Genomic DNA, 21,445 nt, shown 5'->3' with positions numbered 1-21,445 from the left:
GGTTAAACTACCCCCATGCAAGCCTGGGTGCAGGAGAAACTAGGGGCCCCTTTGGTCCTTAAGGAGGTGGAAGACCCCAAGCCGGGGCCCGGGGAGGTGGTCCTCCAGGTGGAGGCGGTGGGCCTGAACTTCGCCGACCACCTCTTGCGGCTTGGAGCCTACCTCACCCGGCTCCACCCACCCTTCATCCCGGGGATGGAGGTGGTGGGGCGGGTGGGGAAGGGGCGCTACGCCGCCTTGGTGGGCCAAGGGGGCCTGGCGGAGCGGGTGGCGGTGCCGGAGGCGGCCCTTTTGCCCGTGCCCGATGGGCTTTCCCCAGAGGAGGCCGCAGCCTACCCCGTCTCCTTCCTCACCGCCTACCTGGCCCTAAAGCGGGCGGGGGTGGAGCCCGGGGAAAGCGTCCTGGTCCAGGCGGCGGCGGGGGCCTTGGGCACGGCGGCGGTGCAGGTGGCAAGGGCCTTGGGCCTAAAGGTGGTAGCGGCGGCCTCGAGGCCGGAAAAGCTCGCCCTCCCTGAGCGCCTCGGGGCGGACCTTGCCGCCACCTACGAGGAGCTACCCGAAAGGGTGAAGGCCTTGGGCGGGGTGGACCTCGTCCTGGAAGTGCGGGGCAAGGCCATAGAGGAAAGCCTCGCCCTCCTCAAGCCCCAAGGCCGCTTGGTCTACATCGGGGCGGCGGAGGGGGAGGTGGTGCCCATCCCCCCCTTGCGGCTCATGCGGAAAAACCTCGCCGTCCTGGGCTTTTGGCTTGCGCCCCTCATGGGGGAAAGGGCCCTCGTGGAGGAGGCCTTGGGCTTTCTCCTCCCCCGGCTTGGGAAGGAGCTCAAACCCGTGGTGGGCAGGGTTTTCCCCTTTGCGGAAGCGGAAGCCGCCTTCCAGGCCCTCTTGGACCGCGGGCACACGGGCAAAATCGTGGTCCGGCTATAGGCGCAAATAGGCCCGCACCGCCGCCAGGTCAAAGAGGGCGTGGCCCACGCTCTTGAAGAGGACGAACCGCCCCTCCGCGCGCCTGCCCAAAAGGGCCTCCCGCAAGGGGATTGCGGGGCGGTCTAGCCCCTGAAGCTCCCCCGCCTCCACAAGGGCGTCCTCCGTGTCGCAGTAGAGGGCGGCCTGGGCCACCAAGGCCTCCGGCACCTCCCGCATCTCCGGGCGATAGCTCCCCACCGCCGCCAGGAAGACCCCATCCGGCACCCTGGGGGGCAGGACGGGGGTGGGACTTGGGGTGGCGGTGACGATAAAGGCCACGTCCTCGGGGACCTCCTCCTCCCGCCACTCGGAAGCCTCTAGCCCCAGTTCTTGGGCCTTGGCTAAAAAGGCCAACACCCTTTCCCGCCCCCTCCCCCGCACCAGGACCCGGGTGAGGGGGAAGCCCTCGGCGAAGGCCTCGAGGTGGGCCTCCCCTTGGGCCCCCGGCCCCACCACCAGGAGGGCCCCTTCCCGCCTAGGCGCAAGGAGGCTGGCGGCAAGGAGGGAAAGGGCGGCGGTGCGCCTTTGGGTGAGCTCCTCCCCCGGAAGGTGGAAGACCTCCCCCGTGGCCAGGCGCTTGGCCCACACCTCCGCCTGGACCATGGGGGCCTTCCCCGGCGCCACCGTCACCAGCTTGCACACCGCCACCTCCCCGTCCGCCGCCGGCATGGCCAAAAACTGCCCCCAAGGAAGGGACAAAACCTGCCTCCTCGGGGCCACGGCCCCCTCCAGGAGGACCTTGCGGATGGCCTCCGCCAGTTCCCGATAGCTCGGCATAGCCCTAGAATGCCCCACATGCAGGCCCTCCTCAACACCGTGGTCCCCGTGGCCCTGGTGGTCCTCTCCGGCTACCTCCTGGGCCGGCGCATGCCCATGGACCTCACCACCCTAAGCCGCCTCACCCTCTACCTCCTGGTGCCCGCCCTGATCTTTGACGCCATGTACCGGGCGGAGTACACCCGGGAAGGGCTTTGGGGGCTCTTCTTTGGCTTCGCCCTCACCTACGCCCTCCTCTTCCTCCTCATCCAAGGGACGGGGAGGCTTCTTGGGCTCTCCCCGGAAGGGCTTAAAGGCCTCGTGGTCTGTAGCCTCTTCCCCAACTCCGGCAACATGGGCCTTTCCCTCACCTACTTCGCCTTGGGCGAGGAAGGGCTTCGGCGGGCCGTGGTCTACTTCGTCCTCTCCAGCGTGGTCATGTTCGGCCTGGGGCCGGCCTTCATCCGGGGCGGGGGGCTATGGGAAGGGCTTCGCCTCACCCTGCGCCTGCCCCTCTTCTACGCCCTCCTCCTGGGCCTTCTCCTAAAGGCCTTAGGGGTCTCCCTCCCCTTCCGCCTGGACGAGGGGGTGCGGCTCATGGGCCAGGCGGCCATCCCCGTCCTCCTCCTAACCCTGGGAATGCAGATGGGCCAGACCCGCTTCCAGGTGGGCCCCTTTGAGGCCACGGCCAGCGCCTTGAGGCTCCTCCTAGCCCCCCTCCTCGCCTACGGGGCGGGGCTTCTTCTGGGGCTTCCCAGGCTGGAACACCAGGTCCTGGTCCTCCAGTCCGCCACCCCCGTGGCGGTGAACGCCTTCCTCATGACGCGGGAGTTTGGCGGGGACGCCCTACGGGTGGCGCGAAGCGTGGTGGTTTCCACCTTCTTGGCCTTCCTCACCATCCCCCTGGTCCTTTGGTTCATCGGGGTCCGGTAGGCCCGGCGTGCCCAGGTCCAACTGGAAAAGCGCCACCCCTTCAAAAAGCCCCACCAAGCGGTGGTACCCCTCTTGTAGGGGAAACCGGACCTGGTACTCCCCAGGACTCTCCAGGAAAAGCGCCTTCTCCAGGAGGAGGGTTTCCTCCCGGTACCAAAGGAGGTGGAGGTAGCCGGGACGGAGCAGGCGCTCCACCCTTAGGACAAGCCTCGCCTCCTGCGCCTCCGGGATGAGCCGGGCCACCAGGAAAGGCCTTTCCGGAGGAGAGGGCTTGCCCGGGTCCAGGGGCAAAAAGGTGTAGCGGCAAGCGGAAAGGAGGAGGAGCAAAAGGAAAAACGCCCTCACCTTCCCTCCCCGCTGGTGCAAAGGGCGAGGAGGGCGAGGGCGGCGGTTTCCGCCCTCAGGATCCTCCGCCCCAAGGTGACGGGGGTGAAGCCCCTCTCCTGCAAAAGCTCCACCTCCTCCTCGGCGAAGCCCCCTTCGGGCCCCACGGCGAGCGCCAGGGGCTTCTCCGGGTCCAAGGCCTCCCGCACCAGGCGGCCCGCCCCCACGTGGGCCACGAGGCCCTGGGGCACCTGGGGGACCGCCTTGAGGGGAATGGGGGGAAGGATTTCGGGAACCCTTAGCCTCCCCGACTGCTTCGCCGCCTCCACGGCGATGGCCTGGAGGCGCTTAAGCTTCCCCTCCCCCATCTCCTTGGGCACGCTATGCTGCGTGACGAGGGGCTGGATGCGGGTGGCCCCGAGCTCCGTGGCCCCCCGGACCACCTCGCTCAGCTTGTCCCCTTTGAGGAGGGCCACGTAGAGGACCACCTCCACCCCCACCTCCCGCTCGGGGCGGCGCTCCTCGAGGATGCGGTAGCGCACCGGGGGCCCCAGGTCCACCACCTCCGCTAAGGCCTCCCGCTCGGCGTCAAACACGGTGAACCGGTCCCCCACCCGGGCCCTGAGCACCTCCAGGAGGTGGCGGCTTTCCCTTAGGGAAAGCACCCCGGTAAGGCCTGGGCTGTAGGCGCGGTGGGGGCGCATGGGCTACCTCCGGTAGGCGAGGAGGACCCACTCCCCCTCCCCCACCTCCTCCAACGGGGCGAAGCCTGCACCCACCAGGGCCTCCCGGACCATGGGGGCCTTTTCCCTGAGGATGCCGGTTGCGAGAAGCCGCCCCCCGGGGGCCAGGGCCGCCCGGTACTGGGGGGCAAAGGCCTGGTGGAGCTCGGCGAAGAGGTTCGCCACCACAAGGTCAAAGGGCCCAAAGGGCAGGGCCTCCGTGAGGCTCCCTTCCAGGAAGCGCACCGCCACGCGGTTTTGCCGGGCGTTGGCCTCCGCCTGGGGGAGGACGGAAGGGTCTATGTCCACCCCCAAGGCCTCTCCCCCGAGCTTGGCGGCGGCGATGGCCAGGATGCCGCTTCCCGTGCCCAGGTCCAGCACCTTTTCGCGGGGGCGGAGGTGGCGGGCGAGGGCCATGAGGGCCAGGCGGGTGGTCTCGTGGTGCCCGGTGCCGAAGGCCATGCCGGGCTCAATGACCAAGGGGATCTCCGGCCCCTCCCAGGTGTGCCAAGGGGCCAGGACCACGAAGGGCGGGGCCAAGGCGGGCTTTAGGTCGCGCCGCCAGGCGGAAAGCCAGTCCTCGTCCGGCACCTCCTCCCAGACCCCCCCGTAGGGCAGGTCCAGGGGGGCAGGGAAGTAGGCGAGGACCTCCCCTTCCCGTTCCTCCAAGCCCCTCGCCCCCCGGTCAAAGAGCTCGGGGAGGATGGGGTCCAGTTCCCAAGGCGTCCCCTTTAGGCGGTATACCCACACCCCGCTATTCTACGCGGTAGCGGCAGCAGCTTCCCCCCTCGGCCAGGCGCTCTTCCCGCAAGAGGGGCAGGCCCAAAAGCTCCTGGTAGGCGAGGAGCTCGCTTTGGCAAAGGGCCTCGTGCTCGCGGGAAAGGGCGAGCTTGGGACATCGGTGCTGGCAGAGGTAGAGCCTCCCCTCCTCCTCCACCACCTCCGCCTCGTAGCCCTGGGTGCGGAGGAAGGCGGCGAGGCGCTCTAGCTTTTCCTTGAGGGGAAGCCCCTGGAGGTTTAGGGGGGCGAAGAGCTTCCGGTTCCTTTCCAAAAGGAGCCGCACCACCCCCTCTTTCCCCAGGGCCCCCTCGAGGCCCTTTAGTACGTCCCCGCAAAGGGCGGCGTAGGGTGCCCCCTCGTCCTGGGCTTGGTAGAGCCGGTAGGGCCGGCCCCGGCCAGGGCAACGCCGCACCTCCGAGCGCACCAGGCCCCGGGCCTCCAGGTCCTCCAGGTGCTTCCGGGCCGCCACCTGGCTGATGCCCAAAGCCTCCGCCACCTCCTTGGCGGTGCGGGGCCTGACCCTTAGGAGGTCCAAAACCCGTTCCTTGGTGCCTTCCAGGAGAAGGGCCATGTCAGGCCATGGGCAGGGCGATGAAGGTCTGGACGCTCAAGGCGGCGGCGAGCTCCTGGGCCGCCTTGCGGAAGGCCTGGGCCTCGAGGCCCTCGGGGTCCTTGGCCACCACGGGCACCCCCTGGTCCCCGCTTTCCCGCAGGGAAAGGGTGAGGGGGATCTCGCCCAGGAAGCGGGCCTTGAGCTTCTCGGCAAGCCGCCTACCGCCCCCCTCCCCGAAGATGGGGGTGGGCTTGCCGCAGTGGGGGCAGAGGAAGGCGCTCATGTTCTCCAGCACGCCCAGGATGGGGACCTGCACCTTTTTAAACATGTCCGCCGCCCGCTCGGCGTCTATGAGGGCCACCTCCTGAGGGGTGGTGACGATTACTCCCCCCGAAACCTTGGTGAGCTGGGTCAGGCTTAGCTGCACGTCCCCGGTGCCTGGGGGAAGGTCCACCACCAGGTAGTCCAGCTCCCCCCAGTTCACCTCCTCCAAAAACTGCTTCAGGGTGCCGTGGAGGATGGGCCCACGCCAGATCATGGCCTGGCCCGGAGGAACGAGGTTGGCCATGGAGAGGACCTTGATGCCATAGGCCTCCAAGGGGAGGATTTTTCGGTTTTGGTCCACTTTAAGCTTCTGCCCCTCCAGGCCGAACATCTTGGCCTGGCTCGGCCCGTAGAGGTCAGCGTCCAGCAGGCCCACCGCCGCCCCTTCCCGGCTTAGGGCCAGGGCCAGGTTGGCGGCCACGGTGCTCTTCCCCACCCCGCCCTTACCCGAGGCCACCGCCACCACGTGCTTCACCCCGGGGATGGGGTACTGCTCCGGGGCCTTCACCCCGCCGCCGAAGCGGACCTGCACCTCCTCCAGGCCCAGGGGGAGAAGGGCCTTCCGGATGTCCGCCTCAATCTGCCCCTTCAGGGGACAGGCGGGGGTGGTGAGGTTCACGAGGACTTCCAGCCGCTTGCCCTCCAGCCGCACCTCCCCCACCATGCCCAAGGACACCAGGTCCTTCCCGAGCTCGGGGTCCATCACCGTGCGCAGGGCCTCGAGGACCCGCTCTTCCGATAGCGCCATACCGGGCCTAGAGTATACCCGGCGATAGCTTTGGGCAAGGGGTGAAGGCACAAAGCGTATACTCCTCCCTATGCACCCCGCCTGGCAAAAGCGCCTTTTCTTTGAGCTCCACCTGGCCTGGCTCATCCAGGGCCCCAAGGGCTACGAGCTCCTCTTCAAGGTGAACCCCTATAGCCTCTACCCCACGCGGGAAGAGGCCCTAAAGGCCGCCAAAGAGCTCCTCAAGGGGCGCCTGGACCAAGACCCCAAGGTGGGCCCCCACAAGGCCCCCGTGCTCCTCTCCGAGGAGGACCGCACCCGGTTCCTGGTACTTCTAGAAAGCGGCAAGGCCCTTTTGCCCCTGGACCGCTACGCCCTCCTGGGCGAGGTGGTGGAGGTGGAGGAGCGCCTCCTCCACCGGGCCCCCTTCCACGACCCCAGCAACGTGCTCTTTAGCCTTAAGGGCCTACCCGTGCGCCTCCTCTACACGCCCCTAAACGACCCGGAGGCGGAAAGCCAGGAACTCGCCACGGGGACCCTGGAACTCCTCCCCGAGGGGATCCGGGTGGGGGCGTTCACCCTTGCCATCCCCAAGGACACCCCCATTGAGGGCTTGGCCTTTGAGGAGGCCTTTTTCCACCTGGGAAATGGGCTCTACTACCTTTACGCCCTCCCCTAACCCCCTCGGGTGGCCTTTCCCAAGCCCGTCCGGGTAAAGTGATGGGTAGCATGGACCTACCCAAGGCCTACGATCCCAAAGCGGTGGAACCCAAGTGGGCGGAGAAGTGGGCGAATAACCCCTTCGTGGCCAACCCCAAAAGCGGCAAACCCCCCTTCGTCATCTTCATGCCGCCCCCCAACGTCACGGGCTCCCTGCACATGGGCCACGCCCTGGACAACTCCCTCCAGGACGCCCTCATCCGTTACAAGCGCATGCGGGGGTTTGAGGCGGTGTGGCTTCCCGGCACCGACCACGCCGGGATCGCCACCCAGGTGGTGGTGGAGCGCCTCCTCCTCAAGGAGGGCAAGACCCGGCACGACCTAGGGCGGGAGGCGTTTTTAGAGCGGGTCTGGCAGTGGAAGGAGGCGTCGGGGGGAACCATCCTGAAGCAACTGAAGCGCCTTGGGGCCAGCGCCGACTGGAGCCGGGAGGCCTTCACCATGGACGAAAAGCGCTCCAAAGCGGTGCGCTACGCCTTTTCCCGCTACTACCACGAGGGCCTCGCCTACCGCGCCCCCAGGCTCGTGAACTGGTGCCCCCGGTGCGAAACCACCCTCTCGGACCTGGAGGTGGAAACCGAGCCCACCCCGGGCAGGCTCTACACCCTGCGCTACGAGGTGGAGGGGGGTGGCTTCATTGAGATCGCCACCGTCCGTCCCGAAACCGTCTTCGCCGACCAGGCCATCGCCGTCCACCCCGAGGACGAGCGCTACCGGCACCTCATCGGCAAAAGGGCCCGGATCCCCCTCACGGAGATCTGGATCCCCATCCTCGCCGACCCCGCCGTGGAGAAGGAGTTCGGCACCGGGGCCCTCAAGGTCACCCCGGCCCACGACCCCCTGGACTACGAGATCGGGGAGCGGCACGGCCTAGAGCCCGTTTCCGTCATCAACCTGGAAGGGAAGATGGAAGGCGAGCGGGTACCCGAGGCCCTCAGGGGCCTGGACCGCTTTGAGGCCCGCAGGAAGGCGGTGGAGCTTTTCCGGGAGGCGGGGCACCTGGTGAAGGAGGAGGACTACACCATCGCCCTCGCCACCTGCTCCCGCTGCGGCACCCCCATTGAGTACGCCATCTTCCCCCAGTGGTGGCTTTCCATGAAGCCCCTGGCGGAAAAGGTCATAAGGGGCCTGGAGCGGGGGGACATCGCCTTCGTGCCCGAGCGCTGGAAGAAGGTCAACCTGGACTGGCTCAGGAACGTCAAGGACTGGAACATCTCCCGCCAGCTTTGGTGGGGCCACCAGATCCCCGCCTGGTACTGCGAGGACTGCGGCGCCATCAACGTCCCGCGCCCCGAGCGCTACCTGGAAGACCCCACCCACTGCGAGGCCTGCGGAAGCCCGAGGCTCAGGCGGGACGAGGACGTCTTTGACACCTGGTTCTCCTCGGCCCTTTGGCCCCTTTCCACCCTGGGCTGGCCCGAGGAAACGGAGGACCTCAAGGCCTTCTACCCCGGGGACGTCCTGGTCACGGGGTACGACATCCTCTTCCTCTGGGTCTCCCGCATGGAGGTCTCCGGCTACCACTTCATGGGGGAAAGGCCCTTCAAGACCGTGCTCCTCCACGGCCTTTTCCTGGACGAAAAGGGCCAGAAGATGTCCAAGTCCAAGGGGAACACGATAGACCCCCTGGAGCTGGTGGCGCGCTACGGGGCCGACGCCCTTCGCTTCGCCCTCCTCTATTTGGCCACGGGGGGACAGGACATAAGGCTAGACCCCCGCTGGCTGGAGATGGCCCGCAACTTCGCCAACAAGCTCTATAACGCCGCCCGCTTTGTCCTCCTCTCCCGGGAAGGCTTCCAGGCCAAGGAGGACGCCCCCACCCTGGCGGACCGCTTCATGCGAAGCCGCCTAAGCCGGGGCGTGGAGGAGATCACCGCCCTCTACGAGGCCCTGGACCTGGCCCAGGCGGCCCGGGAGGTCTACGAGCTCGTCTGGAGCGAGTTCTGCGACTGGTACCTGGAGGCGGCCAAGCCCGCCCTCAAGGCGGGAAACGCCCACACCCTAAGGACCCTGGAGGAAGCCCTCGCCACCCTCCTCAAGCTCCTCCACCCCATGATGCCCTTTATCACCAGCGAGCTTTTCCAGGCCCTCACCGGCAAGGAGGAACTCGCCCTCGAGGCCTGGCCCGAGGCCAAGGGGGAGGAAGAAAAGGAGGCCGAAACCGCCTTTGAGGCCCTAAGGCAGGCGGTGACGGCGGTGCGGGCCCTAAGGGCCGAGGCGGGGCTTCCCCCGGGGCAGGAGGTGGGGGTCTACCTGGAAGGGGAAACGGCGCCCGTGGGGGAAAACCTGGAGGTCTTCCGCTTCCTGGCCCGGGCCGAGCTCCTTACGGCGAAGCCGGAAAGGGCCTTGGTCAAGGCCCTACCCAAGGTCACGGCCCGGATGCCCCTGGAGGGCCTCCTGGACGTGGAGGAGTGGAAGCGCCGGCAGGAGAAGCGGCTCAAAGAACTCCTAGAGCTGGCGGAAAGGAGCCGAAAGAAGCTCTCCGCCCCCGGGTTCCGGGAGAAAGCCCCCAAGGAGGTGGTGGCGGCGGAGGAGGCTAGGCTTAAGGAAAACCTGGAGCAGGCGGAAAGGATCCGGGAAGCCCTCAGCCAAATAGGGTGAGGCGGGGGTCGTGGGCCTCCCCGGGCGCCTCGGCCACCGCCTCGGCCAGGCGCAGGTTTAGCGTGACGAAGGGGAAGCGTTCCACCGGCTCCAGGTCCACGATGGGACGGTCGGGGCGGAGGAGGTAGAGGCGGGCCTCGAGGAGGGTCTGAAAGGGCTTGGCCTGGGAAAGGTGGTCGGAAAGCCTAACCCCCCGGGGCACAAGAAGCTCCCCCGCCAAGAGGTAGTCCCCAAAAAGGAAGGCCAAAGACCGCCTCTCCAAAAGGGCGGGGCTCGTGCGGGGCTCCGCCAGTCTTCCTCCCACCGCCCACTGGATCCGCTCCTTTCTCAAGGCCAAAAAGCCCGTGCTGGCCTTCAGGTCCTTGGCCTCGGGAGGGTGGAGGTACCCCGGGGTATAGATGAGGGCCCCCGTCACCGGCAGGTAGACCCTTTCCTGGTTCAAGAGATCGGCGGTGCCCGAGCCCGGCACCAGGTAGATCATCCCGTAGACCCGGTAGGCCTGGGTATAGATCCAGGCCTCATGGGCTTCCCGCGGTTGCTTGTACACGGCTCACCTCCCAGTACGCCCAAAGGGCCTCGCTGAAAAGGCCCGGGTGCCGCCTCTCGTAGGCGAAGAGGAGCCTCTTGGCCACGTGCGCCCTAAGGGCCTCTCCGGGGGTTTCCAAAACGGGGGGCCTTTCCAGCCGCCTCTTGGTTTCGCTCCCCAAGGCCACCTCCACCCGCTTCTGGGCCACTGGGTAAGGGGGAAGGCCGAGCCAAAGGGAGGCCTCCTCCGGAGGGAGAAGGCGGAAGCCCTGCCGCCTGGCGTAGGCCAGCCCCTCCAGGTTCTCCTCGGGCACGTACACCCCCTCCCCCATCCGGGCCCGGGCCAGGGCCTCCTCCAGGGAAAGGGGGAAGGCGAAGGGCTCGGCCTCGCCAAGAAGCTCCCCCGGCACCCGGAAGTCCTGGGCCTGGGCCTCGTAGCTCACGGTGCCATTGAAGCGGTTTTCCGTGAGGAGCACCGCCGCCTCCACGGGGCTCGGCACCCCCTTCTCCCCCATGCGCCAGGCCACCACCCGCACCCCTTGGAGCCGGAAGGAAAGGTGCTTGCCCTCCCCCATGGTCCTCACCTCCTCGGGGCTTCCCGCAAGCAGGAAAAGGGGCTCAGGGTTCCCGGCCCCGAAGGGCTCCAGGGCGGAAAGGGCCCGGTAAAGGGAGGGCAACTGGGAAAGCGGGGGCAAAGGCCCAAGCAAGGGCACCTCCTGCACGGGGTCGGGGAAGCGGGCGGCGTAGGCTTCTATCCGCCTTTGGAACTCGGGGAAGCGGGCCTCGTCCAGGGCGAAGCCCGCCGCCTCCCTGTGGCCGCCAAAACGGACGAGGAGGTCTTCCGCCTCCTTAAGGGCCCCCACGGCGCTGATGGGCGGGAGGCTTCGCACCGTGCCCTTGCCCTGCGCCACCAAGAAGACGGGGCGCCAGGTGGCCTCGAGGATCCGGCTCGCCACGATGCCCATCACCCCGGGGTGGCCTTCCGGGTCCCTTAGGACGATGGCCTTGGCCTCAGGGTCGGCCTTGGGGAGAAGGCGCTTTAGCATCTCCTCCTCTATGGCCTGGCGGCGGGCGTTGAGGCGGTTGAGCTCCTCCACCAAAGCCTGGGCCTCCGCCTCGCTATCCGTAAGGAGGAGGTTGAGCGCTTTCTCCGCCTCTCCCAGGCGGCTTGCGGCGTTGATGCGGGGGCCGATGCGGAAGGCCACCTCCACCGCCTTCCCCGTGTAGCCCACCGCCTGGGCGAGGAGGCGTAAGCCCACCCACCTGGAGGTGGAAAGCCGGGCTAATCCCTCCCGCACCAGGGCCCGGTTCCACCCCCAGAGGGGGGCCACGTCGGCGATGGTGCCCACCGCCGCCAAATCGGCGTAGGCCAAAGGGGGCGGTAGCCCCAGGCGCTCGTGGAGCGCCCAGAGGAGGGAAAAGGCCACCCCCGCCCCCGTGGGGTGCTCCCCTAGCCCCGGGGTGTAGGCGGGGTGGACCACCAGGCCCGGGGGCGGGGTTTCCTTGGGGGTATGGTGGTCGGTGACCAGGACCTCCACCCCGTTTTCCACAAGCTCCCGGAGCTCGGCGTGGTTGGCGATGCCGCAATCCACGGTGACGAAAACGTCCGCCGCCTCCAGGTGCTCGGGGATGCGGTCCATGAGGACGCCGTAGCCCTCCTCCAGGCGGTGGGGGATAAAGGGGTGGACCTTGGCCCCTAGGGCCCGAAGCCCCCGCACCAGGATGGCCGTTCCCGTGAGGCCATCGGCGTCGTAGTCCCCGTGGATGCGGATGCGCTTGCCTTCCTTTAGCGCCTGCGCTAAAAGCTCGGCCGCCTCCTCGAGGCCCTTGAGGGGAAGCCGGGTAAGGGGAGGCACGAGGTCCTCCCGCCGCCTCACCCCCCGGTGCCAGTAGGCCAAGGCGGCCTCGGGCCCCACCCCGAAGGCCTCCATGAGGCCAAGCCACTCGGGGACGGGGGGCAGGGGAAGGAGGCGCCAGCGGACCCTTTCCCTCATGGCTCTTCCCGGTCGGGGATGCGGGGGATCTCCTCAATCCGCTCCCGCTTTAGGGCGTTCACCTCCCCCTGGAGCCGCCGCACCTCCCGCAGGAGGACCCGCCGGGCCCCCAGGCCGGAAAGCCAGAGGGCCAGGGCGTAGAGCCCCCCCACCACGAAGCCCAGGGCGTAGGCGGTGGGGAGGACGAGGTAAAGGGGCCTAGGCCCCCACGGGGTGGGCACTACCAGGAAGGGGTAGGTGAGGTACAGGTAAAGCCCCGCCCCGGCCACGCCGAGGCTTACCAGGAGAAAGGTCCAGTGGACGAGCTTCATACTCCCCTCAGGATACGGCGAAGTCCCTGAGCCGGACCCTCCCCTCGTAAAGCGCCTTCCCCACCAAGGCCCCTTCTACCCCTAGGCGCTTTAGGCCCCAAAGGTCCTCGGGCCCCGCAATCCCGCCCCCGGCGATGAGGGCATGGGGCCAGGCCTCCCGCACCCGGGCCACCACCTCGAGGTCCAGGCCCCTAAGCGTCCCGTCCCGGCGCACGTCCGTGTAGATGACGGTCCGCACCCCCATGGCCGCCCAGTCCCTGAGGAGGTCTAGGGCGGAAAGGAGCGTGGCCTCCTGCCAGCCCGAAACCACCACCTCAAGCCCCCGGGCATCCAAGGCCAGGGCCAGCCGCTCCGGGCCCGCTAGGGAAAGCATCCTTTCCAGGAGGGGGGGGTTTTTCACCGCCACGGTACCCACCACCGCCCGGCTTGCTCCCAAGGAGAGCACCTCCTCCAAGGCCTCTAAGGAGCGGATCCCTCCGCCCACCTGGAAGGGCACGGCAAGGGCCTGGGCGATTTGGGAAAGGGCCTCGCGGTTATCCCCCGTGCCCAAGGCCCGGTCCAGGTCTACGAGGTGCAAAAGCCTCGCCCCCTCTTCCTGCCAACGAAGGGCCGCCGCCACCGGGTCGCCGTAGGCGGTTTCCGCCTCCGGGCGGCCCTCGTAAAGCCGCACCGCCCGGCCCCCCTTGAGGTCCACCGCGGGGATGACCAGCATGGGGCTATCCTACAAGCTCCCGCACCGCCCCCTCCAGGTCGGGTTTGCGCATGAGGCTCGTGCCGATGAGGACCGCATCAAAAAGCCCTTCCAAGGCCTTGAGCTCCTCCCGCCGGCCATAGCCCGACTCCGCCACCAGGACACCCCCAAACCCCCGCTCCCGGGCCAGCCGGCCCAGACGGGGGGCGGTGGCCAGGTCTATGCGCAAGGTGGCGAGGTCGCGGTTGTTGATGCCGAGGATCTCCGCCCCGGCCTCGAGGGCCACCTCCAGCTCCCTTTCCGTGTGCACCTCCACCAGAGCGTCCAGCCCCAAGGCCCTCGCCCGCTCCAGGTAAGCCCCCGTGAGCTCCCCCAGCACCGCCACGATGAGGAGGACGGCGCTCGCCCCAAAGGCCCGGGCCTCCTCCAGCATGAAGGGGTCCACCACGAAGTCCTTGCGCAGGAGGGGAAGGGCCACCCCCTGGCGCACCCGCTCCAGGTCCAAAAGGCTCCCCCCAAAATGGTGGGGCTCGGTGAGGACGCTGATGGCCCGGGCACCCCCTCGGGCGTAGGCCCTAGCCGCCTCCACGGGGTCCACCTGCCGGATGGCCCCTTCGGAGGGGCTTTCCTTCTTCACCTCGGCGATGAGGGAAAGGCCAGGAAGGAGGAGGGCCTCCCTAAAGGAGGGTGCGGGCGGAGGAACGGGCAGGGGGTACGGGGCCACCTCCTTAGCCCGCTTCCGGGCAATCTCCCCCAGCACCCCCGGCACCCGGGAAAGGTCAGGCCGCATGGGAATAGTGTACAGCAGCTTTAGAATTGGGCCATGCTACCCCGCATCGTTTTCCTAGACGCTTGCGTCCTATACCCCACCCAAACGCGGGATCTCTTCATGGGGCTAGCCCTAGAAGGCCTGGTGCGGCTCAAGTGGAGCCGACGGGTACACGAGGAGTGGATCCGAAACTTCCTACAAAAGCGGCCCGGTTTAGGACCCGGACAGGTGGAGCGGGTTAAGGCCACACCGACCATAATGGAGTCGCTATTGAAACCCTATGAACCCCTCGTGGAGGGCTATGAACACCTGGTGCCCCAAGTGCGCCTTCCCGACGAGAACGACCGCCACGTGGTGGCCGCCGCCCATTGGGGAGGGGCAGAAGCCATCCTCACCTTTAATCTCCATGACTTTCCAGAAGAAGATTTAGCCCGCTTTGACCTCGTAGCCCTCCACCCTGACGCATTCTTGGTAGAACTGGCCGAAGCTTTGATTCGGGAAAACGCCATACCAGGGGCAATCCTCAAAATTCTACGCAATCAGAGAGGTCAACTGCGGAACCCTCCGTTAGATGCGCCTGCGTTCCTGGAAAGCCTGAGAAAGGCGGGATTGACGGAGTTCGCTGGGCTCCTGCGCGCGTTTGCTTCCGAGCTTTAGCGCTATTGCGTTTATTTCGTTTATATGGTACGCTGCGTACACCATGAGCGGTGTGCTCTTTGCAACCCAAACTTCCCACGAAGACCTTCGCCGGTTCCGGGAGCGGTTAACCCCCGGAAAGGTCTTGCACTTGGAAGAGGTTTCCCTGGTCCTTACCCCCGAGCTCGCCCAGCTTCTGAAAGACCTCTTAGAGGCCCTCCTCCGAAATGAACCCGTGCGGATCGTTCCCTTGGAGGCCGAGCTCACCACCAGCCAGGCGGCGGAACTCCTTGGGGTTTCCCGGCCCTATCTCGTTCGCCTTCTAGAAGAAGGGGAAATCCCCTACCGCAAGGTGGGGACCCATCGGCGGGTCCTGGCCAAGGATCTCTTGGCCTACCTGGAGGCGTCCAGGAAGAAAGGCCAAGAGCTGCTAAACGAGCTCATCCGCGAGGGGCAGGAACTGGGCCTTGGCTATACAGAATGAAGGGCGTGGCCTTGGCCTTGGGCGGTGGGGGCGTGCGGGGGTACGCCCACCTGGGGGTGCTTGCGGTCTTGGAGGAGGCGGGCATCCCCATCCGGGGCCTGGCGGGAAGCTCCGCCGGCGCCTTGGCCGCTTGCGCCTGGGCCTTTGGCCACAAGGACCCCTGGAAGGTGCACCAGGCGGTCTTTGACGAGAACATAGCGGATTTGCGGCGTGCGGGAAACCTCCGCCTCCTGGCCCGCCTCTTCTCCGCCCTAAGGCGGCAAGCCCTCACGGACACCTCCCGGGTAGCGGAGGGCCTAAAGCGCCTCTTCGGGGACGCCCGCCTCGAGGACAGCCCCATCCCCCTCGCCATCCAAACGGCGGACCTCCTCACGGGGGAGGCGGTGGTCCTGCGGGAAGGCCCGGTGTGGAAGGCGGTCCTGGCCAGCGCCGCCATCCCCGGGCTCTTTCCCCCGGTGGAGTGGAAGGGAAAGCTCCTCGTGGACGGGGACGTGGCGGAGAAGGTGCCCGTGCGGGCGGCCAAGGCCCTCTTCCCGAAGGTGGTGGCGGTGGACGTGTCCAACCCGCCGCCCCAAACGCCCCCCCGGACGGCCCTCGAGGCCGCCCTCCTGGCCGGGGAAGCGAGCCGCAGGCGGCTTAAGGCGCTGGCCCTCCAGGAGGCGGACCTCGTCCTCTCCCTAGACCCCCCCTTCCCCATAGACACCTTTGACCACGAGAAGCTCCCCTTGGTCTATACCCTCGGAAAGCAGCGGGCCCAGGAAAGGCTTCGGGAGATCCAAGCCCTGGCCCGCCCCCGCCTCAAAGACCTCCCCCACCTCCTCGCCCCAAGGCCGCCTCGGCCCGCCTAAGGAGGAGGTAAAAGCCCACCCCTCCAAGGAGCCAAAGCCCAAGCCCAAAGGGCCTTAGAAGGAGCCCCATCACCCCCAGGAAGAAGGCCAAGGAGGCCCCAAACCCCGCCGCCACCAGGGGGGAAAGGGGGGTCTTGTCCTTCCAAGCCCTTTCCCCAAGCCAAAGCAACCACCCGCCCCCCAAGAGGGCCAGGCCCCAAAGGAGGGGGTGGTCCGCCCGAGGCATAAAAGGCGAAAGAAGGAGGAGGAAAGCGCCCTGCAGGGCCAAAAGGGAAAGGGCGTAAAGCCATAGCCCCTTCCGGCGCTCGGGCCAAGGGGCCCGGGGGTCGGCCAAAGCCTTAAGGGCCCGAAGCCACGCTTCCACGGGCTAGTGGTGCAGGACCCTATCCAAAAAGGCCCGGGTCCTCTCCTCCTTGGGCCTGGTGAAGATCTCCTCCGGCCTCCCCTCCTCCACCACCTGCCCCCGGTCCATGAACACCACCCGGTCCGCCACCTCCCGGGCAAACCCCATCTCGTGCGTCACCACCAGCATCGTCATCCCGCCCCGCGCCAGGTCCCGCATCACGTCCAACACCTCCCCCACCATCTCCGGGTCCAGGGCGCTCGTGGGCTCGTCAAACAGCATCACCTTGGGCTCCATGGCCAAGGCCCGCGCAATGGCCACCCGTTGCTGCTGCCCCCCGGAAAGCTCCGCCGGATACTTCCGCGCCTGGTCCAGAATCCCCACCCGCTCCAAGAGCTCCAAGGCCTTCCGCTCCGCCCTCTCCCTGGACCAGCCCCGCACCCGGATGGGGGCCAGGGTGATGTTCTCCAAGACCGTCATGTGGGGGAAGAGGTTGAACTGCTGGAAGACCATCCCCACCTCCCGCCGCACCTCCCTTAAGGCGCGCTCGTCCTTCACGTTAAGCCCATCCACCACCACCTCCCCCTCCTGGAAGTCCTCCAGGCGGTTGATGCAGCGGATCAGGGTGCTCTTTCCCGAGCCCGAAGGGCCGATGATGACGAGCTTCTCCCCCGGGGCCACCTCCAGGTCAATCCCCTTGAGCACGTGCAGGGAACCAAACCACTTGTGCAGGTTCCGAATGCGGATGATGGGTGCCACCGCCCTCATTTTCGCACCCGCTGGAGGAGATAGGTAAAGGCCAAAAGGCCAAAGCCCACCAGGTCCGTGAGGAGGCCCGGCACCACCAGGGTCAAGGCGGCCCCCATGAGCAAGGCCCTCTCCAAGAGGTTCGTCCTCTTGTGCAGGAAGCCCACGAGGCTTGCGCTAAAGGCGGTCATGCCCAGGAGGGCGGTGAGGACGATCCAGGCCCCCTCCAGGGGGCTTTCTACCCCGAGGAGGAGGAGCTTGGGGTTGAAGAAGAACATGTAGGCGAGAAGGGCGGTGCGAAGCTCGTACACGAAGCCCTGGACCGCCGTTTTCCAGAAGTCGCTCTTGGCGATGGCGCTCGCCGCGTAGGCGGCCAGGGCCACGGGGGGCGTGGAGTCGGCCATGATGCCGAAGTAGAAGACGAACATGTGGGCGGCCACGGGGGGCACGGGGTAGCCCGCCTTTTCCGCCAGGGTGAGGACCACGGGCACCACCAAGGAGGCCATGACGATGTAGTTGGCCGTGGTGGGGAGGCCCATGCCCAAAAGGAGGCTCGTGAGCTGCGCCAGGATGAGGACGAGGAGCAGGTTCCCCCCGGAAAGCCTCTCCACGATGTCCGTGAGGCCGAAGCCGATCCCGGTCATGGTGACGATGCCCACAATGACCCCGGCGCTGGCCGTGGCCAGGGCGATGCCCACCATGCCCCGAGCCCCCGCCTCGAGGCCCTCCACGAGGAGCCTCACCCCCCGCGCAAGGCCAAAGCCCAGGCCCGCCCCGCCCCGCCACGCCCGCCAAGCCTCCTGGAGGAGGATGAGGAGGGCCATGAGGAAGAGGGTGTTCAAGGCGGCCCGCTCCGGGGTAAGCCGAAGCCCCACCAGGGCGTAGATGAGGTAGGCGAGGGGCAGGAGGTAGTGCGCCCCCGAGCGGAGCACGGGGGCCAAGGGGGGAAGCTCGGAGCGGGGCACCCCCTGGAGGCCGAGGCGGAGGGCCTCGAGGTGCACGGTGATGAACAGGGTGGCGTAGGCGAGCAGGGCGGGGATGAGGGCGATGAGGATGAGCTGGCTATAGGGAATATTCAAAAACTCCGCCATGATGAAGGCCGCCGCCCCCATGACGGGAGGCATGAGCTGGCCGTTGGAGGAGCTCGCCACCTCCACCGCCCCCGCCTTCTCCGGGGGGTAGCCCACCCGCTTCATGAGGGGAATGGTGAAGGTCCCGGTGGTGACCACGTTGGACACCGAGCTTCCGGAAACCACCCCCGTGAGGGCGCTCGCCACCACCGCCGCCTTGGCCGGCCCCCCGCGGAAATGGCCCAAAAGGCCATAGGCCGCCTGGATGAAGAAGTGCCCCGCACCCGCCTTCTCCAGCAGGGCCCCAAAGAGGACGAAGAGGAAGACAAAGGTGGCGGAAACCCCTAGGGGCACCCCCCAGATGCCCTCGGCGGTGGTGTAGAGCTGGCCCACCAGTTGCCCCCACTGGCTTCCGGCATGGAGTTGGAGCCAAGGGGGCAGGGTGAAGGGCAGGAGGCCCTTGGGCCCGGTGAGGGCGTAGAGGACAAAGACCGAGGCGATGATGGGCAGGGCGGGCCCCACCACCCGCCAGGCGGCGAGGAAGAGGACCAAGAGGGTGAGGGTGCCAAAGGCCACGTCCCTTCCGCTCGGGATGCCGCCCCGAAGCTGGGTGATGCCGTAGTAGTCCACCACCACGTAAAGGGCCCCCGCCACCCCCAGAAGGGCCAGGGCCCAGTCCAGAAGGGGAATGCGCTCCTTGGGCCCCCGCCTTCCCGGGTAGGCCAAAAAGGCCAGGGCCAGGGCAAAGGCCAGGTGGACCGCCCTGAGCCGCATGGGGTCCAGGGTGCCCACCTCCGTGGCCCAAAGCTGGAAAAGGCTCCAGGCCACCCCTAGGCCCAAGAGGAGAAAGCGGCCCACCCCCTTAGGGCGCCTTCCCCCAAGCTCGCTTTCCTCCACCAAAAGGTTGGCGTCCGTCATCCTCCCTCCTTCGCCGCCAGGCAAAGGGGGCCCCGGGCGGGGCCCCCTGGGTACGGCCTTAAGCCTACTTCAAGACCCCTAGCTCCTTGTAGAAGCGCTCCGCCCCAGGGTGCAGGGGAATGGGCAGGCCCCTCACCGCCTTCTGCAGGCTAAAGAAGCGCTCCAGGTTGGGGTGGATCTTCTTGAAGGCCTCCTGGTTGCCGAAGACGGCTTTCATGAACTTGTACACGGTGTCGGCGGAAAGCTTCTCCGAGGCGATGAGCATGGCCTGAACCGCCACCGTGGGGGTGGTCACGTCCACGCCCTTGTAGGTGCCCCCCGGGATGTTGAAGCCCACGTAGAAGGGGTACTTCTTGGCGATGGCCTGCACCTTGGCCAGGTCCACCGCCACCAGGGTGATGGGGGTGGTGAGGGCGAGTTGCTGGATGGCGCTTGCCCCCAGGCCCACGGTGTAGAAGAGGGCGTCCGCCCGCTTGTCCTGCATGAGCTGGATCCCCTGGGTGGCGCTCACCCGGATGGCCTGGCCCAGGTCCTCAAAGCGGAGGCCGTAGGCCTCGAGGACCTGCCGGGCGTTCTGCTCCGTGCCGGAGCCCACGTCCCCCACCACCACCCGCTTGCCCTTGAGGTCCGCCACCGTGCGGATCCCGGCATCGGCGCGGGCCACGATGTGGATGACCTCGGGGTAGAGGGCGGCCAGGGCCCGGATCCCCTTCACCGGCTTGCCCTCAAAGGCAGGGATGCAGCACCCCTGGTAGGCGTAGTAGGCGATGTCGTTCTGGGCCAGGGCCATCTCAAACTCCCCGGCGGCGATAGCGTTGATGTTGGCCACGCTTCCCCCGGTGGAGCGGGCGTTGGCCCTAATCCCCACGTTGGCGTCGTTCACCAGCTTGGCCATGCCGGTGGCCACCGGGAAGTAAACCCCCGTGGTGGAACCCGAACCGATGGTGATAAACTCCTGGGCTAGGCCGAGGCCCAGCAGGACCATTCCCGCAAGCAACCCACGCGTTATACGCATATCCATGCACCTCCTTTGCGCCGAGGGCAGTATACCCGGGGTAGCTACCCCATAGCAAGCCCTAACGCGTGCGCACCTTTAGGCGCACCTCCAGCTGGTTGGTAAAGGCGGTGAGCACCGTGGTGAGGAGGAGGTAGATGGCGGCCACCGCCAGGTAGACCTCCACCGGGCGAAAGGTGGCGGAGATGATCCTTTGCCCGGAAAGGGCGAGCTCCGTTAGGGCGATGGCGCTGGCCAGGGAGGAGTCCTTGAGGAGCGCCACCACGTTGTTCACCAAGGGGGGCACCACGATCCTTAAGGCCTGGGGCAGGACCACAAAGCGCATGGTGTCCGCCGGGGAAAGGCCCAAGGACCACGCCGCCTCCCACTGCCCCTTGGGAATGGCCTGGATCCCCGCCCGCACCACCTCGGCGTTGTAGGCCCCCACGTTGAAGGAAAGGGCGATGAAGGCCGCCCAGTAAGGGGTGAGGGCCTGCTGGGCCTCGGGCCAGAGGGGCTGGAGCAAGAGGGGCAGGGCGTTGTAGGCGAAGAGGATCTGGACCAAAAGGGGGGTGCCCCGGGTGACCCAGATGTAAAAGGTGGCGGGAAGCCGCACCCAAGCCCGGGAGGAAAGCCGGAACATCCCGGCGAAGACGCCGATGACGAGGCCGGCCAGGCCCGAGATCAGGGTGAGCTTCAAGGTAATCTCCGCCCCCAGGGCCATGGCCTGGCTGGCGGAGGCCGCCCGCTCCGGGCCGAAGCCCGTGAGGAGGAAGTAGCGCTCCAGGGCTACCCCCAAAAGGGCGAAGAAGAGGACGTACCCTCCAAGGAGGAGGGCTAGCAGCAAAACGAGGCGCAGCCAAAGGGGCATAGGCAGAAGAAAACCCCAAGGGCGCTCGGCCCTTGGGTCAAATACGGGCTACTTGCAGCGCACGTCCTCCCCAAACCACTTCTTGGAGATCTGCGCGTAGGTGCCGTCCTTCATCAGCTCGGACAGGGCGTTGTTGAGGGCGTTCAGGAGGCTCTTGTTGCCCTTGGCCACCGCCATGGCCACCCTCTCCTGGAAAACCAGCTCCCCCAGTTGCAGGGTGTTCTCCAGCTTCCTCTCCTTGATGGCCTCCTTGGCCACGAAGCGGTCGGTAATCCAGGCGTCCAAGCGGCCTGCCAGGAGGTCTTGGAGGGCGTCCGGATCCTTCTGGTAGGTGCGCACCTGCTTGACTCCGGGGATCTTCTGCGCCGCCTCCATGTAGGTGGTGCCGATCTGCACCCCCACCACCTTGCCCTGGAGGTCCTTGGCCGTCTTAGGGCCTCCCTTCCGGCTCACGATGACCCCGCCCGTGCAGTAGTGGGGGTTGGTGAAGTCCACCGCCTTGGCCCGCTCCTCGGTGATGCCGTGGGAGGCGATGACGAAGTCAAAGCGGCCCTGGTTGAGCTGGATGAGGAGGCTGTCAAAGGCCTGGGTGATCCAGACCGGCTTCAGGCCCAGCTTCTTGGCGATGGCGTTGCCCAGCTCAACCTCAAAGCCGGTAAGCTGGTTCTTCTCGTCAAAGTAGTTGAACGGGGGGAAAGCCCCTTCCGTGCCGATGCGGATCTCCCCCGAGCGCCGGATCTGGTCCAAGCTCCGCACCTGGGCAAACCCCAGGGAAAGCGCCAAAAGGCCTATAAGCACAAAAAGCTTCTTCATCGCATACCTCCTTGCGTACACCGGAAGA

Annotated in this window: 24 protein-coding genes; 7 read left to right on the top strand and 17 right to left on the bottom strand. The window is 67.2% G+C overall.

Annotated features, from left to right (window positions below):
- The first annotated feature begins 15 nt into the window (after positions 1–15).
- The gene (locus tag L0C60_RS08710) at positions 16–924 is read left to right on the top strand and encodes a zinc-binding dehydrogenase (RefSeq protein ID WP_234507625.1); all 909 of its coding nucleotides are present in this window, start codon (positions 16–18) and stop codon (positions 922–924) included.
- Here the strand turns inward: L0C60_RS08710 and L0C60_RS08705 are convergent.
- Entirely contained in the window at positions 919–1,740 is an 822-nt protein-coding gene (locus L0C60_RS08705; RefSeq protein WP_234507623.1) for a Rossmann-fold NAD(P)-binding domain-containing protein, read from the bottom strand. The genes L0C60_RS08710 and L0C60_RS08705 overlap by 6 nt on opposite strands.
- A 9-nt stretch (positions 1,741–1,749) precedes the next feature.
- Here L0C60_RS08705 and L0C60_RS08700 point away from each other — a divergent pair, with 9 nt between their 5' ends.
- Positions 1,750–2,652 carry an AEC family transporter gene (locus tag L0C60_RS08700; RefSeq protein WP_234507622.1) on the top strand — a complete coding sequence of 301 codons (903 nt, stop codon included), beginning with the start codon at positions 1,750–1,752 and terminating at the stop codon, positions 2,650–2,652.
- On the opposite strand, the gene L0C60_RS08695 is transcribed toward L0C60_RS08700, so the two are convergent.
- The 5 genes from L0C60_RS08695 to L0C60_RS08675 are packed head-to-tail and all read right to left on the bottom strand — an operon-like array spanning position 2,566 to position 6,103.
- The gene (locus L0C60_RS08695; RefSeq protein ID WP_234507620.1) at positions 2,566–2,997 is read right to left on the bottom strand and encodes a hypothetical protein; all 432 of its coding nucleotides are present in this window, start codon (positions 2,995–2,997) and stop codon (positions 2,566–2,568) included. The genes L0C60_RS08700 and L0C60_RS08695 overlap by 87 nt on opposite strands.
- Positions 2,994–3,680: a 16S rRNA (uracil(1498)-N(3))-methyltransferase gene (locus tag L0C60_RS08690; protein ID WP_234507617.1), complete on the bottom strand. Its 687-nt coding sequence runs from the start codon at positions 3,678–3,680 to the stop codon at positions 2,994–2,996. The genes L0C60_RS08695 and L0C60_RS08690 overlap by 4 nt, the downstream gene beginning before the upstream one ends.
- Positions 3,681–3,683: 3 nt before the next feature.
- Positions 3,684–4,448 (bottom strand): 50S ribosomal protein L11 methyltransferase, encoded by a 765-nt coding sequence (locus tag L0C60_RS08685; RefSeq protein WP_234507615.1) that lies wholly within the window; start codon positions 4,446–4,448, stop codon positions 3,684–3,686.
- A 4-nt stretch (positions 4,449–4,452) separates the two neighbouring features.
- Positions 4,453–5,049: a helix-turn-helix transcriptional regulator gene (locus L0C60_RS08680; RefSeq protein ID WP_234507613.1), complete on the bottom strand. Its 597-nt coding sequence runs from the start codon at positions 5,047–5,049 to the stop codon at positions 4,453–4,455.
- Position 5,050: 1 nt separating this feature from the next.
- On the bottom strand, positions 5,051–6,103 hold the full coding sequence (locus L0C60_RS08675) for an Mrp/NBP35 family ATP-binding protein (RefSeq protein ID WP_234507611.1): 1,053 nt from the start codon (positions 6,101–6,103) through the stop codon (positions 5,051–5,053).
- Between the two features lie 70 nt (positions 6,104–6,173).
- Between L0C60_RS08675 and L0C60_RS08670 the strand changes: the two genes are divergently transcribed.
- Complete coding sequence (locus tag L0C60_RS08670; protein WP_243092677.1) at positions 6,174–6,761, top strand: hypothetical protein; 588 nt, start codon at positions 6,174–6,176, stop codon at positions 6,759–6,761.
- A gap of 50 nt (positions 6,762–6,811) precedes the next feature.
- Positions 6,812–9,403 carry a valine--tRNA ligase gene (locus L0C60_RS08665; RefSeq protein WP_243092676.1) on the top strand — a complete coding sequence of 864 codons (2,592 nt, stop codon included), beginning with the start codon at positions 6,812–6,814 and terminating at the stop codon, positions 9,401–9,403.
- On the opposite strand, the gene L0C60_RS08660 is transcribed toward L0C60_RS08665, so the two are convergent.
- Genes L0C60_RS08660 through trpC form a run of 5 tightly spaced genes read right to left on the bottom strand, consistent with a single transcriptional unit; the run spans position 9,387 to position 13,714 of the window.
- A complete protein-coding gene (locus tag L0C60_RS08660) occupies positions 9,387–9,950 on the bottom strand; it encodes a DUF6812 domain-containing protein (protein ID WP_234507606.1) in 564 nt (187 codons plus the stop codon). The two genes, L0C60_RS08665 and L0C60_RS08660, sit on opposite strands and share 17 nt — an antisense overlap.
- Positions 9,922–11,922 carry a single-stranded-DNA-specific exonuclease RecJ gene (locus tag L0C60_RS08655; RefSeq protein WP_243092675.1) on the bottom strand — a complete coding sequence of 667 codons (2,001 nt, stop codon included), beginning with the start codon at positions 11,920–11,922 and terminating at the stop codon, positions 9,922–9,924. The genes L0C60_RS08660 and L0C60_RS08655 overlap by 29 nt, the downstream gene beginning before the upstream one ends.
- Positions 11,919–12,233: a hypothetical protein gene (locus L0C60_RS08650; RefSeq protein ID WP_234507603.1), complete on the bottom strand. Its 315-nt coding sequence runs from the start codon at positions 12,231–12,233 to the stop codon at positions 11,919–11,921. Before L0C60_RS08650 ends, L0C60_RS08655 begins: the two co-directional genes overlap by 4 nt.
- Positions 12,234–12,240: 7 nt before the next feature.
- Positions 12,241–12,945 carry a 1-(5-phosphoribosyl)-5-[(5-phosphoribosylamino)methylideneamino]imidazole-4-carboxamide isomerase gene (gene hisA / locus L0C60_RS08645; RefSeq protein WP_234507601.1) on the bottom strand — a complete coding sequence of 235 codons (705 nt, stop codon included), beginning with the start codon at positions 12,943–12,945 and terminating at the stop codon, positions 12,241–12,243.
- 4 nt (positions 12,946–12,949) lie between these two features.
- Positions 12,950–13,714: an indole-3-glycerol phosphate synthase TrpC gene (gene trpC / locus L0C60_RS08640; RefSeq protein WP_234507600.1), complete on the bottom strand. Its 765-nt coding sequence runs from the start codon at positions 13,712–13,714 to the stop codon at positions 12,950–12,952.
- A 33-nt stretch (positions 13,715–13,747) separates the two neighbouring features.
- Between trpC and L0C60_RS08635 the strand changes: the two genes are divergently transcribed.
- From L0C60_RS08635 to L0C60_RS08625, 3 genes are all read left to right on the top strand, one after another.
- The gene (locus L0C60_RS08635) at positions 13,748–14,350 is read left to right on the top strand and encodes a PIN domain-containing protein (protein ID WP_234507597.1); all 603 of its coding nucleotides are present in this window, start codon (positions 13,748–13,750) and stop codon (positions 14,348–14,350) included.
- Positions 14,351–14,480: 130 nt separating this feature from the next.
- Positions 14,481–14,813 carry a helix-turn-helix domain-containing protein gene (locus tag L0C60_RS08630; protein ID WP_234507595.1) on the top strand — a complete coding sequence of 111 codons (333 nt, stop codon included), beginning with the start codon at positions 14,481–14,483 and terminating at the stop codon, positions 14,811–14,813.
- Complete coding sequence (locus L0C60_RS08625) at positions 14,810–15,661, top strand: patatin-like phospholipase family protein (RefSeq protein WP_234507593.1); 852 nt, start codon at positions 14,810–14,812, stop codon at positions 15,659–15,661. Before L0C60_RS08630 ends, L0C60_RS08625 begins: the two co-directional genes overlap by 4 nt.
- Here the strand turns inward: L0C60_RS08625 and L0C60_RS08620 are convergent.
- From L0C60_RS08620 to L0C60_RS08595, 6 genes are all read right to left on the bottom strand, one after another.
- Positions 15,612–16,025, bottom strand: a complete 414-nt coding sequence (locus L0C60_RS08620; RefSeq protein ID WP_234507591.1) for a hypothetical protein — start codon at positions 16,023–16,025, stop codon at positions 15,612–15,614. The genes L0C60_RS08625 and L0C60_RS08620 overlap by 50 nt on opposite strands.
- Positions 16,026–16,028: 3 nt before the next feature.
- Positions 16,029–16,772 (bottom strand): amino acid ABC transporter ATP-binding protein, encoded by a 744-nt coding sequence (locus L0C60_RS08615; RefSeq protein WP_267962774.1) that lies wholly within the window; start codon positions 16,770–16,772, stop codon positions 16,029–16,031.
- On the bottom strand, positions 16,769–18,739 hold the full coding sequence (locus tag L0C60_RS08610; RefSeq protein WP_234507588.1) for a TRAP transporter permease: 1,971 nt from the start codon (positions 18,737–18,739) through the stop codon (positions 16,769–16,771). The genes L0C60_RS08615 and L0C60_RS08610 overlap by 4 nt, the downstream gene beginning before the upstream one ends.
- A 64-nt stretch (positions 18,740–18,803) precedes the next feature.
- Complete coding sequence (locus L0C60_RS08605) at positions 18,804–19,754, bottom strand: TAXI family TRAP transporter solute-binding subunit (RefSeq protein WP_234507586.1); 951 nt, start codon at positions 19,752–19,754, stop codon at positions 18,804–18,806.
- A 61-nt stretch (positions 19,755–19,815) separates the two neighbouring features.
- The gene (locus tag L0C60_RS08600; protein ID WP_234507584.1) at positions 19,816–20,604 is read right to left on the bottom strand and encodes an amino acid ABC transporter permease; all 789 of its coding nucleotides are present in this window, start codon (positions 20,602–20,604) and stop codon (positions 19,816–19,818) included.
- Between the two features lie 48 nt (positions 20,605–20,652).
- Positions 20,653–21,417, bottom strand: coding sequence for an ABC transporter substrate-binding protein (locus tag L0C60_RS08595; protein WP_234507582.1), 765 nt, complete (start codon positions 21,415–21,417; stop codon positions 20,653–20,655).
- Positions 21,418–21,445: the final 28 nt, after the last annotated feature.

The organism is Thermus hydrothermalis (genome assembly GCF_022760925.1).
GTDB lineage: Bacteria > Deinococcota > Deinococci > Deinococcales > Thermaceae > Thermus > Thermus hydrothermalis.
This window is presented reverse-complemented; position numbering and strand designations above follow the sequence as displayed.